Origin of the sequence: Chromohalobacter moromii (assembly GCF_023091865.1) — a bacterium.
GTDB lineage: Bacteria > Pseudomonadota > Gammaproteobacteria > Pseudomonadales > Halomonadaceae > Chromohalobacter > Chromohalobacter moromii.
The window spans coordinates 25,074-38,185 of the sequence record NZ_JAHXDI010000005.1; the positions used below are offsets into that span (position 1 = coordinate 25,074).

The window sequence follows — 13,112 nt, forward strand, 5'->3', positions numbered from 1 at the left end:
CGCGAGTCGGGTAGCAAAATGGCGAACTTGAAAGAACGTTATCAGAACGAGGTGGCAGCTCAGCTCCAAGAGCAGTTCAGCTACGCCAACGTGATGCAGATCCCTCGGATCACCAAGGTGACCCTCAATATGGGCATCGGCGATGCGACCAGCGATAAAAAGCTGATCGACAACGCCGTCGGCGACCTGGAGAAACTCTCCGGTCAAAAGCCGGTAGTGACCAAGGCGCGCAAGTCAATCGCAGGCTTCAAGGTCCGCGAGGGCTGGCCGATCGGCATCAAGGTGACTTTACGTCGCGAACGGATGTGGGATTTCCTCGATCGTCTCGTGAACGTCGCGATTCCGCGCGTTCGTGACTTTCGTGGTCTGAACCCCAAGTCCTTCGATGGTCGTGGCAACTACTCAATGGGTGTGCGTGAACAGATCATCTTTCCTGAACTCGAATATGATAAGATTGATCGTATTCGCGGGTTGGATGTCACAATCACCACTACTGCCAACACCGATGAAGAAGGCCGTGCGCTGCTGAGCGCGCTGAACTTCCCGTTCAAGAAATAAGGGTGGGATCATGGCAAAGAAAAGCATGATTGAGCGTGAGCTCAAGCGCGCGAAGCTGGTAGATAAGTACGCGGCCAAGCGTGCCGAGCTCAAGGCCGTCATCTATGACGTCAACGCTTCTGATGAAGAGCGCTTCGACGCCCAACTGAAACTTCAGGAGTTGCCGCGCGATTCCAGCCCGGTGCGTCAGCGTAATCGCTGCCGCGTCACCGGTCGTCCGCACGGCTTCTATAACAAGTTCGGCTTGGGCCGCAATAAACTGCGTGAAGCCGCCATGCGTGGCGACGTACCTGGGCTCAAGAAGTCCAGTTGGTAAGCTACGCGAGAATCAGGAGCGCAACGTAATGAGCATGCAAGATACTCTGGCGGATATGTTTACCCGTATCCGCAATGCGCAGATGGCCACCAAGGAGACGGTTTCTTTGCCGTCTTCCAACCTCAAGGTCGAGGTGGCTCGCGTATTGAAGCAAGAGGGCTATATCCACGACTTCACCGTCACGGAAGGCGCCAAGCCCCAGCTGACCGTTACTCTCAAGTACTTCGAGGGTAAGCCGGTCATCGAGCACATTCAGCGCTTTTCCAAGCCGTCCCTGCGCTCTTACAAGGGCAAGGACACGCTGCCGAAAGTCGCGGATGGTCTGGGCATCGCGATCGTCACCACTTCTCAGGGCGTGATGACCGACCGTGCGGCGCGTCAGGCCGGTGTCGGTGGTGAAGTCATCTGCACCGTATTCTAGGAGTTTGGAATGTCCCGCGTAGCCAAATATCCGGTGAAACTACCGAGTGGCGTCGAGGTCAAACTCGAGGCTAACAAGCTGACCGTCAAAGGCGGTCAGGGCACGCTCTCCATGACCGTGCATTCCGATGTCACTGTGGGCCAGGAAGAAGGCCAACTGACATTTAATCCGAGCGAGTCCGCTAAAAGCTGGGCGATGGTCGGAACCACCCGTGCGCTGGTACAGAATCTCGTGACTGGCGTTTCGGAAGGCTTCACCAAGTCTCTCGAGATCAACGGTGTCGGTTACCGCGCGCAATCAAGCGGCAACACACTCAACCTGACATTAGGCTTCTCGCACCCCGTCGAGTATACGCTGCCTGAAGGTGTGACGGCCGAAACGCCGAAGAACACCACGATCGTGCTGAAGAGCGCGGACAAGCAGAAGCTCGGCCAGGTCGCAGCGGAAATTCGTGCCTTCCGTCCCCCCGAGCCCTACAAGGGCAAAGGGATTCGGTATGGCGACGAAGAAGTCCGCCGCAAAGAAGCCAAGAAGAAGTAAGGCAGGGTTATGAACGCGAAGAAAGAATCTCGTCTCCGTCGTGCCCGCCGCGCTCGCGCCAAGATCCGCGAGCTTGGCGTGTCTCGCTTGTGCGTCAATCGCACGCCGCGCCACATCTACGCGCAGATCATTTCGCCGGATGGCGGCCAAGTACTGGCCAGCGCATCCACGCTCGATAAGAGCCTGCGTGAAGGATCCACGGGCAATGCGGACGCCGCCTCCAAGGTGGGCGCCCTGATTGCCGAACGCGCAAAGGAAGCGGGCATCACCGAGGTGGCCTTTGATCGTGCCGGGTTTAAATACCACGGTCGTATCAAGGCCCTGGCAGATGCCGCTCGTGAAGGCGGCCTGGAATTCTAAAGGGTTTTACGATGGCGAATAACGAACAGAAGGGCGGCGATCTGCAAGAGAAACTCGTGCAGGTAAACCGCGTCGCCAAGGTTGTGAAAGGTGGTCGTATTTTCGGCTTCACCGCACTGACCGTCGTTGGCGATGGCAACGGTCGCGTCGGCTTCGGCCGCGGCAAAGCACGTGAAGTGCCAGTCGCGATTCAGAAGGCGATGGATCAGGCGCGTCGCAACATGGTGAAGGTAAGTCTCAGCGGCGCTACGCTGCAGTACCCCACGAAGGCCCGTCATGGCGCCTCCAAGGTGTTCATGCAGCCGGCGTCTGAAGGTACCGGCATCATTGCTGGCGGTGCCATGCGCTCCGTACTCGAACTGGCAGGCGTCCATGACGTTCTCGCCAAGTGCTACGGTTCCACCAACCCGGTGAACGTGGTGCGCGCGACTATCAAAGGTCTCGCCGCCATGCAGTCTCCGGAGGATATTGCCGCTAAGCGTGGTATGTCCGTCGAAGAGCTCGCGGGGTAAGGCATCATGGCAGCAGCAACGATCAAGGTTACCCAGACTCGTAGTACCATCGGCATTCTGGAAAAGCACAAGGCCACTATTCGTGGCTTGGGCCTGCGCCGCATCGGTCACACGGTTGAGCTGGAAGACACCCCCGCCGTACGCGGTATGGTCAACAAGGTTAATTACCTTGTGCGTGTTGAGGGAGAGTAATCCATGAAACTCAATAGTCTGAGTCCAGCACTGGGCTCGAAGCACGCCGAGAAGCGCGTCGGTCGTGGTATCGGCTCCGGTCTGGGTAAGACCGGCGGTCGCGGCCACAAAGGCCAGAAGTCACGTTCCGGTGGGTCCGTGAAGCCCGGTTTCGAAGGCGGTCAGATGCCATTGCAGCGTCGTCTGCCGAAATACGGTTTCACGTCCATCAAGTCGTTGGCATCCGAAGAGGTGCGCGTGGCGGAGTTGGCCAAGATCGACGGTGATATCGTCGATCTGGATAGCCTTAAGAAAGCCAACGTACTTAAGGATAGCACCAAGTACGCGAAGGTGATTCTCTCCGGTGAACTGAACAAAGCAGTCACGGTTCGTGGTCTCAAGGTCACCAAGGGTGCCCGTGGCGCGATCGAAGCTGCCGGTGGCAAGGTAGAGGACTAATGGCTAAGTCAGGAAACATGCCGGCCAGTGGAAGTGGTCTGAGTGAACTTTGGGCGCGTTTGCGTTTCGTGTTCATCGCCATCGTGGTGTACCGTATCGGTGCCCATATTCCGGTGCCTGGCATCAATCCTGACCAGCTTGCTGCCTTGTTCAGGGAAAATCAGGGCACCATCTTGGGCATGTTCAACATGTTTTCGGGTGGTGCGCTGTCGCGCATGAGTATTTTTGCGCTGGGGATCATGCCGTATATCTCCGCGTCGATCATCATGCAGCTCCTGACGGCGGTCTCGCCTCAGCTGGAACAGCTGAAGAAGGAAGGTGAGGCTGGCCGGCGCAAGATCAACCAGTACACGCGCTACGGTACGGTGCTGCTGGCATTGATCCAAGCGACCGGCATGGCAGTCGGTCTGGTCGGACAGGGCGTCGCCTATAGCGGCGATCTCAGCTTCTACTTCACAGCAATCGTGACGTTTGTCGCGGGTGCCGTGTTCCTGATGTGGCTGGGAGAGCAGATCACCGAAAAAGGTATTGGTAACGGCATTTCCCTTATCATCTTCGCGGGTATCGTAGCGGGTCTGCCGAGCGCTATCGGGCAGTCTTTCGAACTGGCGCGAAATGATGGGGCTTGGAATATCTTGCCGCTGCTGTCTTTGGCAGTCCTGGGGATCGCGACTGTTGCATTCGTGGTCTTCATCGAGCGTGGCCAGCGACGGATCAAGGTGAATTATCCGCGTCGTCAGGTAGGCAACAAGATGTATGCCGGGCAGAGCAGCTATCTGCCGCTGAAGGTCAATATGGCCGGTGTTATTCCGCCGATCTTTGCCTCCAGCATCTTGCTGTTTCCGGCCTCGATTGGCCAATGGATCGGTGACGGGCAGAACATGGCCTGGCTGCAGACGGTGTCACAAGCGCTTGGCCCGGGGCAGCCGCTATACATCTTGCTTTTCGCGGCGGCGGTGCTATTCTTCTGCTTCTTTTACACGGCGTTGGTCTTCAATCCCAAGGATGTCGCCGACAACTTGAAGAAATCAGGAGCGTTTCTACCGGGGATTCGTCCGGGTGAGCAAACGTCCCGCTATGTCGATAAGGTCATGACACGTCTGACGCTTTTCGGCGCCTTGTACATCACCGCAGTTTCCTTGATGCCCCAGTTCCTCGTGGTGGCCTGGCAAGTACCTTTCTACTTTGGCGGTACTTCCCTGCTCATCGTGGTAGTGGTGGTCATGGACTTCATGGCCCAGGTGCAGTCGCATCTGATGTCGAATCAATATGAATCGGTGATGAAGAAGTCCAACCTGAAAGGCTATGGCAGCGGCGGTATCCTGCGTTAAACGAGCCCCGCTAGGTTTTTTGGAGAGAACGATGAAAGTTCGAGCTTCCGTCAAGAAAATGTGCCGTAACTGCAAGATCATTCGGCGCAATGGCGCGATTCGTGTCATCTGTAGCGAACCGCGGCATAAGCAGCGCCAGGGTTGATCCTGCGCTGACTTAAAAGCGGGCGTAGGCATACCCCTTGTCTCTAAGGAGGCAAAGGGGTATGCTATTGCGCCCTTATAGACGACTAAACGAGCAAGCCGCTCAACATTCGGAGTAAGCTGATGGCCCGTATTGCAGGCGTCAATATCCCGGACAACAAGCATGCGGCGATCTCGCTGACCTACATCTTCGGGATTGGCCGTACGCGTGCGCAGGAAATCTGCGTCGCTACCGGCATCGCGCCGACGACGAAAGTGCAGGAGCTGTCCGCCGAGGAGGTGGATGTCCTGCGTAACGAAGTCGGCAAGTATACCGTTGAAGGCGATCTTCGCCGTGATACGACGCTTAACATCAAGCGTCTCATGGACTTGGGTTGCTATCGTGGTCTGCGTCATCGTCGTGGTCTTCCGCTGCGTGGTCAGCGTACCAAGACCAATGCGCGTACCCGTAAGGGACCGCGTAAGCCGATTCGCAAATAAAACGCACGTTCTGGCGTTAAGACAGGAATAGACATCAACATGGCTAACCCGCGTAGTAACCGTAAAAAGGTGAAAAAGCAGGTAGTGGATGCGGTTGCCCACATCCATGCCTCTTTTAACAACACGATCGTGACGATCACAGACCGCCAGGGCAACGCTCTTTCTTGGGCGACTGCCGGTGGTTCGGGTTTTCGTGGTTCTCGTAAGAGCACCCCGTTCGCTGCTCAAGTAGCAAGCGAACGTGCAGCGACTGCTGCAGCCGAGTATGGTGTGAAAAACGTCGACGTGCTGGTCAAGGGACCCGGTCCCGGCCGTGAATCCGCCGTGCGTGCGCTCAATGCTGCGGGTTTCCGCGTGCAGAGCATTACCGACGCGACGCCCGTTCCCCATAACGGCTGCCGTCCGCCGAAGAAACGCCGCGTTTAAGGAGACAGATTCATGGCACGTTATATTGGACCGAAGTGCAAACTGTCTCGTCGTGAAGGCACCGACCTCTTTTTGAAGAGCGGTGTTACTCCCTTCGAGAAAAAGTGCAAATCCGAGCAGATCCCGGGTGTCCACGGCCAGCGCCGTCAGCGTCTTTCCGACTACGGCTTGCAGCTTCGTGAGAAGCAGAAAGTACGCCGCATGTACGGCGTACTCGAGAAGCAGTTCCGCAACTACTACAAGGAAGCGGCCCGCCTCAAGGGCGCGACCGGCGAGTTGTTGTTGCAGCTCCTCGAATCCCGACTGGACAATGTCGTCTACCGTATGGGCTTCGGCTCCACGCGCTCAGAAGCGCGTCAGTTGGTCAGCCACAAGGCAATCGCCGTGAATGGCCGTAGCGTCAACGTGGCTTCCTATCAGGTCAAGCCGGGTGACGTGGTGTCCGTTCGTGAAAAGTCCAAGAATCAGGCGCGCATTCAAAACGCCCTGGGAATCGCCGCCAACCGTGGCGATGTGACTTGGATCGACGTCGACTCCAAGAAGATGGAAGGCACTTTCAAGGCTGTCCCGGAACGCGGCGACCTGTCTGCCGACATCAACGAAAACCTGATCGTCGAGCTGTACTCGAAGTAATCATGCAGCCACTGCGTGATGCCGCCAGGCCCCATGCCAGGGCCTGGTTTCGAGTACCGAGTATCCGTTTGGCAGCCTGAAAGGTGTTCTTATGCAGCGTTCAGTGACAGAGTTTCTCCGTCCTCGCGACATCAAGGTCGAAGAGATCAACGCGAATCATGCGAAGATCGTGCTCGAGCCGTTCGAGCGTGGTTTCGGCCATACCCTGGGGAATGCTCTGCGTCGCATCCTGCTGTCTTCCATGCCCGGTTGCGCCATTGTGGAAGCGGAGATTGAAGGCGTTCTACACGAGTACAGCGCCATCGAGGGCGTCCAAGAAGACGTCATCGAAATTCTCCTGAACCTCAAGGACGTCGCCATCAAGATGCATGGCCGTGACGAAGTGGTTCTGACGCTGAGCAAGCAGGGTCCGAGTGTGGTGACCGCGGGCGATATCGCCGTCGATCATGACGTCGACGTCATCAACCCGGATCACGTTATCGCGCACCTCAACGACAGCGGCGAGCTGAAAATGGAGCTCAAGGTGGTCCGCGGTCGTGGCTATGAGCCGGCGGATACCCGTGCTTCCGAGGAAGACGAATCGCGCGCGATCGGTCGCCTCCAGTTGGATGCGACTTTCAGCCCGGTGCGTCGTGTGTCTTACTCCGTGGAAGCCGCGCGTGTCGAACAGCGTACCGATCTCGATAAGCTAATTATCGACTTGGAAACCGACGGCACCTTGGATCCGGAAGAGGCGATTCGCCGCAGCGCGACCATTCTGCAAGAGCAGTTGGGCGCGTTCGTCGATCTCGAAGCCGACAAGGAACAGGAAGTCGAAGAAGAAGAGGATCAGATCGATCCGATTCTACTGCGCCCCGTAGACGATCTCGAGTTGACCGTTCGCAGCGCCAACTGCTTGAAAGCCGAGAATATCTATTATATCGGTGATCTGATTCAGCGTACCGAAGTAGAGCTGTTGAAGACCCCGAACCTCGGCAAGAAATCCTTGAATGAGATCAAGGACGTTCTGGCAGCGCGCGGTCTTTCCCTCGGCATGCGGCTGGAAAACTGGCCGCCGGCGAGCCTGAAGGACGACAAGGCCTCTGCGTGAGCGCCGACTCGAGTCCCAGTTTGGTAAGGAATTTCAACCATGCGTCATCGTAAGAGTGGTCGTCACCTCAATCGTACGAGCTCGCATCGCCATGCCATGTTCAAGAACATGTGTGTGTCGCTAGTCGAGCACGAAGTCATCAAGACTACCCTGCCCAAGGCCAAGGAGTTGCGTCGTCACGTCGAGCCGCTGATTACTCTGGCCAAGCAGGACAGCGTCGCCAACCGCCGGCTGGCCTTCAACCGCACCCGTTCCAAAGAAACGGTCGGTAAGCTCTTCAATGAGCTGGGCCCACGTTATGTCGAGCGCCCGGGCGGCTATGTGCGTATTCTCAAGTGCGGTTTCCGTACTGGTGACAATGCGCCGATGGCTTATGTTGAGTTGGTCGACCGTCCGATCGTAGAGGAAGCCGCCGAGGAGTAATCTTCGTCAGGCTTCGCCATCTCGGCACAATAAAGCCGGCCCCTCGGGGCCGGCTTTTTTATGCGTTGTTGATAGCCGATATTTCGATCAGGTTTCGGCAGTACTCGCTTCGCGCGTTGCCTTGGCAGTTGTGCGCTTGGCTAGGATCGGCTCGAGGAAGCGCCCGGTGTGCGAAACGTCCATCTTGGCGACTTGCTCTGGTGTACCCTCGGCGATGATGCGTCCCCCGCCGGAACCGCCCTCCGGGCCAAGGTCGATAACCCAGTCGGCGGTCTTGATTACGTCGAGATTGTGCTCGATGACCACGATGGTGTTGCCATGATCGCGCAAGCGATGCAGGACACCCAGTAATTGCCGGATATCTTCGAAGTGCAGACCGGTAGTGGGTTCGTCGAGAATATAGAGCGTCTTGCCAGTATCGCGTTTGGCTAGCTCGCGGGCGAGCTTGACGCGCTGCGCCTCCCCGCCGGAAAGAGTGGTTGCGCTTTGCCCCAAGCGCACGTACGACAGGCCGACGTCCATCAGTGTCTGCAAGCGCCGGGCAAGCGCCGGGACCGGTGAGAAGAACTCCAATGCCTCCTCGATGGTCATTTCTAGCACCTCATGGATATTCTTGCCCTTATACTGAATCTCCAGAGTTTCGCGGTTATAGCGCTTGCCCTTGCAGACGTCGCAGGGCACGTAGATGTCGGGCAAAAAGTGCATCTCGACCTTGATCAGCCCCTCGCCCTGGCAGGCTTCGCAGCGTCCGCCCTTGACGTTGAAACTGAATCGCCCAGGTTTGTAGCCGCGCGAACGTGCCTCTTGGGTGCCCGCGAAGAGCTCTCGGATCGGTGTGAAAATGCCGGTATAGGTGGCCGGGTTGGAGCGCGGGGTCCGTCCGATCGGGCTCTGATCGATGTCGATGACCTTGTCGAGCAACTCTAGCCCTTGGATGCGCTTGTAAGGTGCGGGCGTGAGGCTCGTGGCGCGATTGAGCTCGCGCGTGGCGACGGGCATTAGCGTCGAATTGATCAGCGTCGACTTGCCCGAGCCGGACACCCCCGTCACGCACACGAAAAGGCCCAGGGGCAAGTCGAGCGTAACGTTCTGCAGATTATTGCCGTTGGCACCGGTGAGGTGCAGCATTTTCTCTGGATTGCCGGGGATGCGATATGGTGGGATCTCGATGCGGCGTTTATCCGATAGGTATTGGCCGGTCAGCGAGGCTTCGCATTCGGTGACTTGCTCGGGGGTCCCCTGCGCGACGATACGGCCGCCATGCACCCCGGCGCCGGGGCCGATATCGAGGACATGATCCGCCGCGCGTATCGCCTCCTCGTCGTGTTCGACGACGATGACCGTATTGCCGAGATCGCGCAGGCGTTCGAGCGTCTGAAGTAGCCGGTCGTTGTCGCGTTGATGCAGGCCGATCGAGGGTTCATCGAGGATGTACATGACGCCGACCAGGCCTGCGCCGATCTGGCTGGCCAGGCGAATGCGCTGAGCCTCTCCGCCGGAGAGTGTGTCGGCGCTGCGCTCTAGGGTTAGGTAGTCGAGCCCTACATTGACTAGGAACTCCAGGCGTGAGTGGATCTCATGGACGATCTTGACGGCGATTTCACCCTTGCGTCCAGGCAATTCCAGCGCCGCGAAGTAATGCCAGGCCTCGCCGATGGGCAGTCGTGAAATCTCGGGGAGTGGACGCCCGTCGATATACACATGGCGGGCTTCCTTGCGCAGCCGTGTTCCTTGGCAGGACGGGCAGGGCTGTACCGCCAGGTGTTTGGCGAGGTCTTCTCGCACCATGCTCGACTCGGTTTCGCGGTAGCGCCGTTCCATGTTGGGTAGGACGCCCTCGAAGGCATGTTCGCGTGTGACCTTGCGCCCCCGGTCGTTGACGTAGCTGAAGGCGATCTGGTCCTGCCCACTGCCGTGCAAAATGACATCACGCTCATGCCGGGCAAGATCCTGCCAGGGCGTTTCTAGCGCGAAGCGATAATGCTGGGCGACCGCCTGCAACTGGTTGAAGTAATACACGCTACGCCGATCCCAGCCCTTGATGGCGCCTTCGGCTAGCGACAGCTCGGGATGGCTGATCAGCTTGTGCGGATCGAAATACTGGCGTACCCCGAGGCCGTCACAGGTTGGGCAAGCCCCGGCGGGATTGTTGAACGAGAACAGCCGCGGTTCGAGCTCGGCGATCGAGTAGCCGCACACCGGGCACGCGAAGCGTGCCGAAAAGACGATATCGTCGCGCACGCCATCCATATCGTGAAGGATGGCGATGCCGTCGGACAGGCCGAGTGCGGTTTCGAACGACTCGGCCAGACGCAGGGCTAGCCCATCGCGTACCTTGATACGATCAACCACCACGCTGATGTCGTGCTTCTTGTTCTTGTCGAGCGGGCCAAGCTCGTCGAGTTCCACGGCCTGACCGTCGACCATGGCACGGACGTAGCCCTGGGAGCGCAGCTCGGCCAGTAGTTGCTGGTGCTCGCCCTTGCGACCACTAATGACCGGTGCCAGTAGCATCAACTTGCTGCCTTCGGGCAGCGCCAAGGCTTGGTCGACCATTTGCGAGACGGTTTGTGCTTCGAGATCGATGTCGTGATCGGGGCAGCGTGGCGTTCCCGCGCGGGCATAGAGCAGGCGCAGGTAATCGTGAATCTCGGTGATCGTGCCGACCGTCGAGCGCGGGTTGTGGGACGTCGATTTCTGCTCGATGGAAATCGCTGGCGAGAGCCCTTCGATGTGGTCAACATCGGGCTTTTCCATCATCGACAGGAATTGGCGGGCATAGGTGGAGAGGGATTCCACATAGCGGCGCTGTCCCTCGGCGTAGAGGGTGTCAAAGGCCAACGATGACTTGCCGGAACCGGACAAACCGGTAACGACGATCAGCTTGTTGCGCGGTAGTTCGACGTCGATGTTCTGCAAATTGTGGGTGCGTGCACCCCTGACCAGAATTCTGTCCATGCCCACCTCGTGCCGGTTGCGCCGTGGCGGTGGCGCGGTCAAAGGATCGATTATAGAGGGTGCAGTGGAGTCCGAGCAAAGCGCGTCCTTTCCTTGGCAGGCAGGCAGTCGGTAAAATGCGCTTGGTCGGCGTCTGCGCGCGTGCGAGACGCCGAGGTGTTGGTTCGTCACGGCCCCTGCGGCAAGGCCTCGCGGGCCGGTTTCGGTATCGAACGTTTCTTCTCTTCAACGACGCGACTCAATCATGTCTTCATCATTACTTCACACCGAGCGGCGTGCCATTTTCGGCCTCGCCAGCTTATATGCGACGCGCATGCTCGGGCTTTTCATGGTACTGCCGGTCCTGGCGCTGTATGCCGGGGACCTGGATGGTGCGACTCCCTTGCTGGTGGGAATGGCGCTGGGTGGTTACGGCCTGACACAGGCGATTCTACAAATTCCCTTCGGGCTGCTGTCGGATCGGTTCGGCCGCAAGCTCATCATCAGCATTGGACTCTTGTTGTTTCTGCTAGGTAGCGTTGTCGCCGCCCAGGCGACTTCGATCGGCTGGGTGATTGTCGGGCGCTGCCTACAAGGCAGCGGCGCAGTCGCCGGGGCGATCATGGCGCTGCTGGCCGATCAGACCCGCGAAGAAGTGCGTACGGCGGCGATGGCGACCATCGGGCTGTCGATAGGCATCGCGTTTGGCGTGGCGATGGTCGTGGGCCCCTTGGTCGCCGATCCTTTCGGCTTGGCCGGCGTGTTCTGGTTCACGGCCGCACTCGCGGCGGTGGGGATGCTGGTGCTGTGGCGCCTGGTGCCGCGTGCACCGCGTTTGGTGTCGCATCGCGATGTCGGGCTCGACCGCACCCAACTCCGCGCGATGCTGGCGCGGCGTGATCTGCTGCGCCTGGATTTCTCGATCTTCGCCCTGCACGCCATCCTGACGGCCTGCTTCGTGGCCGTGCCGTTTCGTCTGGAAGCGTTGGGCATTGCGCCGGCGCACCATGGCTGGGTGTATCTGCCGATCATGGCGCTGGCCTTCGTGGCCATGGTGCCGTTGGTGATCGTGGCTGAAAAGTACCGCAAGATGAAACCGATCTTCATCGGTGCCGTGGCATGGCTGACGCTATGTCTGGCGGGGCTGGTGGAGTTTTCCGATGGGCGTTGGGCGTTGTTCTCGCTGCTCTGGGGATTCTTCGTGGCTTTCAACTTGTTGGAAGCCACGCTGCCGTCGATGATCAGCAAGCTGGCCCCGGCGGGCGCCAAGGGCACGGCGATGGGCGTGTACTCCACCAGCCAGTTTCTGGGTGCCTTCCTGGGCGGAACGGCGGGCGGCTTCCTCTCCCAGCACTTCGGTCTGGACGCGGTCTTTCTGGGCGCGACGTTGTTGGGTGCGGTATGGTTGGCGATTGTCTGGAAGATGCCGGCACCCCGCCACCTCTCGAGCGAGATCGTCGCCCTGGACGAGCGCTCGATGGGCACGATGGATACACTGATGGAGCGATTCGCCGCCGTGGCTGGCGTCGAAGATGTCATGGTGGTGCCCGACGAGCGTGTCGCCTACCTCAAGGTTGACCGTCAGCGGCTGGATGCCGAGGCGCTAGAACGCGTCCTCGGGTCCGAGCGAGATCACAAGAGCGCCTGATAACGGGCGCGGAACTATTTCAAGGAGACTCACATGGCGCGCGGCGTGAACAAGGTCATCCTGATCGGCAATCTCGGTCAGGACCCGGAAGTCCGCTTTCTACCTTCCGGTAATCCGGTGTGCAATCTACGCATCGCGACCACCGATACCTGGACCGACCGTCAGAGCGGTCAGCGCCAGGAGCGTACCGAATGGCATACGGTGGTGATGTTCAATAAGCTGGCGGAAATCGCCCAGCAGTACGTGAAGAAAGGCTCGCGTATCTATATCGAGGGTCGCCTACAGACGCGTAAGTGGCAGGGTCAGGACGGGCAGGATCGGTATTCCACCGAGATTGTCGCCAACGACATGCAGATGCTCGATTCGCGCAGTGGCCAGGGTGGCGGCGACTATGCGCAACCCTCGCAAAATGCGCCTCAGCAGGGCGGTGGCTACGGCCAGCCACAAGGCGGTCCGCCCCCGCAGCAGCAGGCACCTCAGCAACAACCGCCCCAGCAGGGTGGCCAGCAAGGTAATTACGGTGCTCCCAATCCCGGCAACTTCGATGATTTCGACGACGAGATTCCGTTCTAGCGTTGCCGACGTGCTAAGTCGATAGACGTTTGTAGAGCCCCGTTAAACGGGGCTTTTTTATGTTGCCCGTGAAGGAAAGGCGCTCGAATC

General features: G+C 58.8%; 18 protein-coding genes. 17 read left to right on the plus strand and 1 reads right to left on the minus strand.

Annotated elements, in window-relative coordinates; translation table 11 throughout:
- The first annotated feature begins 18 nt into the window (after positions 1–18).
- The 15 genes from rplE to rplQ all read left to right on the plus strand — a co-directional run bounded on the left by rplE (position 19) and on the right by rplQ (position 7,864).
- On the plus strand, positions 19–558 hold the full coding sequence (rplE, locus tag KZO83_RS15845) for a 50S ribosomal protein L5 (protein WP_040239400.1): 540 nt from the start codon (positions 19–21) through the stop codon (positions 556–558).
- Between the two features lie 10 nt (positions 559–568).
- Entirely contained in the window at positions 569–874 is a 306-nt protein-coding gene (gene rpsN / locus KZO83_RS15850; RefSeq protein WP_040239397.1) for a 30S ribosomal protein S14, read from the plus strand.
- 28 nt (positions 875–902) lie between these two features.
- Positions 903–1,295, plus strand: coding sequence for a 30S ribosomal protein S8 (rpsH, locus tag KZO83_RS15855; protein ID WP_178999552.1), 393 nt, complete (start codon positions 903–905; stop codon positions 1,293–1,295).
- Positions 1,296–1,304: 9 nt separating this feature from the next.
- A complete protein-coding gene (gene rplF / locus KZO83_RS15860; protein WP_178999551.1) occupies positions 1,305–1,835 on the plus strand; it encodes a 50S ribosomal protein L6 in 531 nt (176 codons plus the stop codon).
- Positions 1,836–1,844: 9 nt separating this feature from the next.
- Positions 1,845–2,195, plus strand: coding sequence for a 50S ribosomal protein L18 (gene rplR / locus KZO83_RS15865; protein WP_040239390.1), 351 nt, complete (start codon positions 1,845–1,847; stop codon positions 2,193–2,195).
- 11 nt (positions 2,196–2,206) lie between these two features.
- On the plus strand, positions 2,207–2,707 hold the full coding sequence (gene rpsE / locus KZO83_RS15870; protein WP_178999550.1) for a 30S ribosomal protein S5: 501 nt from the start codon (positions 2,207–2,209) through the stop codon (positions 2,705–2,707).
- 6 nt (positions 2,708–2,713) lie between these two features.
- Positions 2,714–2,899, plus strand: a complete 186-nt coding sequence (gene rpmD / locus KZO83_RS15875) for a 50S ribosomal protein L30 (RefSeq protein ID WP_040239387.1) — start codon at positions 2,714–2,716, stop codon at positions 2,897–2,899.
- 3 nt (positions 2,900–2,902) lie between these two features.
- The gene (gene rplO / locus KZO83_RS15880) at positions 2,903–3,337 is read left to right on the plus strand and encodes a 50S ribosomal protein L15 (protein ID WP_178999549.1); all 435 of its coding nucleotides are present in this window, start codon (positions 2,903–2,905) and stop codon (positions 3,335–3,337) included.
- Positions 3,337–4,668, plus strand: a complete 1,332-nt coding sequence (gene secY, locus KZO83_RS15885) for a preprotein translocase subunit SecY (RefSeq protein ID WP_040239383.1) — start codon at positions 3,337–3,339, stop codon at positions 4,666–4,668. Before rplO ends, secY begins: the two co-directional genes overlap by 1 nt.
- Before the next feature lie 31 nt (positions 4,669–4,699).
- The gene (gene rpmJ / locus KZO83_RS15890) at positions 4,700–4,813 is read left to right on the plus strand and encodes a 50S ribosomal protein L36 (protein WP_075369409.1); all 114 of its coding nucleotides are present in this window, start codon (positions 4,700–4,702) and stop codon (positions 4,811–4,813) included.
- Positions 4,814–4,935: 122 nt separating this feature from the next.
- The gene (rpsM, locus tag KZO83_RS15895; protein ID WP_075369408.1) at positions 4,936–5,292 is read left to right on the plus strand and encodes a 30S ribosomal protein S13; all 357 of its coding nucleotides are present in this window, start codon (positions 4,936–4,938) and stop codon (positions 5,290–5,292) included.
- A 39-nt stretch (positions 5,293–5,331) separates the two neighbouring features.
- A complete protein-coding gene (gene rpsK, locus KZO83_RS15900) occupies positions 5,332–5,718 on the plus strand; it encodes a 30S ribosomal protein S11 (protein WP_011505752.1) in 387 nt (128 codons plus the stop codon).
- Between the two features lie 12 nt (positions 5,719–5,730).
- Positions 5,731–6,351, plus strand: coding sequence for a 30S ribosomal protein S4 (gene rpsD, locus KZO83_RS15905; protein WP_040239375.1), 621 nt, complete (start codon positions 5,731–5,733; stop codon positions 6,349–6,351).
- Positions 6,352–6,442: 91 nt separating this feature from the next.
- Positions 6,443–7,441, plus strand: a complete 999-nt coding sequence (locus tag KZO83_RS15910) for a DNA-directed RNA polymerase subunit alpha (protein WP_040239374.1) — start codon at positions 6,443–6,445, stop codon at positions 7,439–7,441.
- A 39-nt stretch (positions 7,442–7,480) separates the two neighbouring features.
- Positions 7,481–7,864 (plus strand): 50S ribosomal protein L17, encoded by a 384-nt coding sequence (rplQ, locus tag KZO83_RS15915; protein WP_178999548.1) that lies wholly within the window; start codon positions 7,481–7,483, stop codon positions 7,862–7,864.
- Positions 7,865–7,951: 87 nt separating this feature from the next.
- Here rplQ and uvrA read toward each other — a convergent pair whose 3' ends face one another.
- On the minus strand, positions 7,952–10,822 hold the full coding sequence (gene uvrA, locus KZO83_RS15920) for an excinuclease ABC subunit UvrA (RefSeq protein WP_178999547.1): 2,871 nt from the start codon (positions 10,820–10,822) through the stop codon (positions 7,952–7,954).
- A gap of 244 nt (positions 10,823–11,066) precedes the next feature.
- On the opposite strand from uvrA, the gene KZO83_RS15925 reads away from it, so the two are divergent.
- Positions 11,067–12,449 (plus strand): MFS transporter, encoded by a 1,383-nt coding sequence (locus tag KZO83_RS15925; RefSeq protein WP_040239366.1) that lies wholly within the window; start codon positions 11,067–11,069, stop codon positions 12,447–12,449.
- A gap of 33 nt (positions 12,450–12,482) precedes the next feature.
- Positions 12,483–13,022, plus strand: coding sequence for a single-stranded DNA-binding protein (ssb, locus tag KZO83_RS15930; protein ID WP_040239365.1), 540 nt, complete (start codon positions 12,483–12,485; stop codon positions 13,020–13,022).
- Positions 13,023–13,112: the final 90 nt, after the last annotated feature.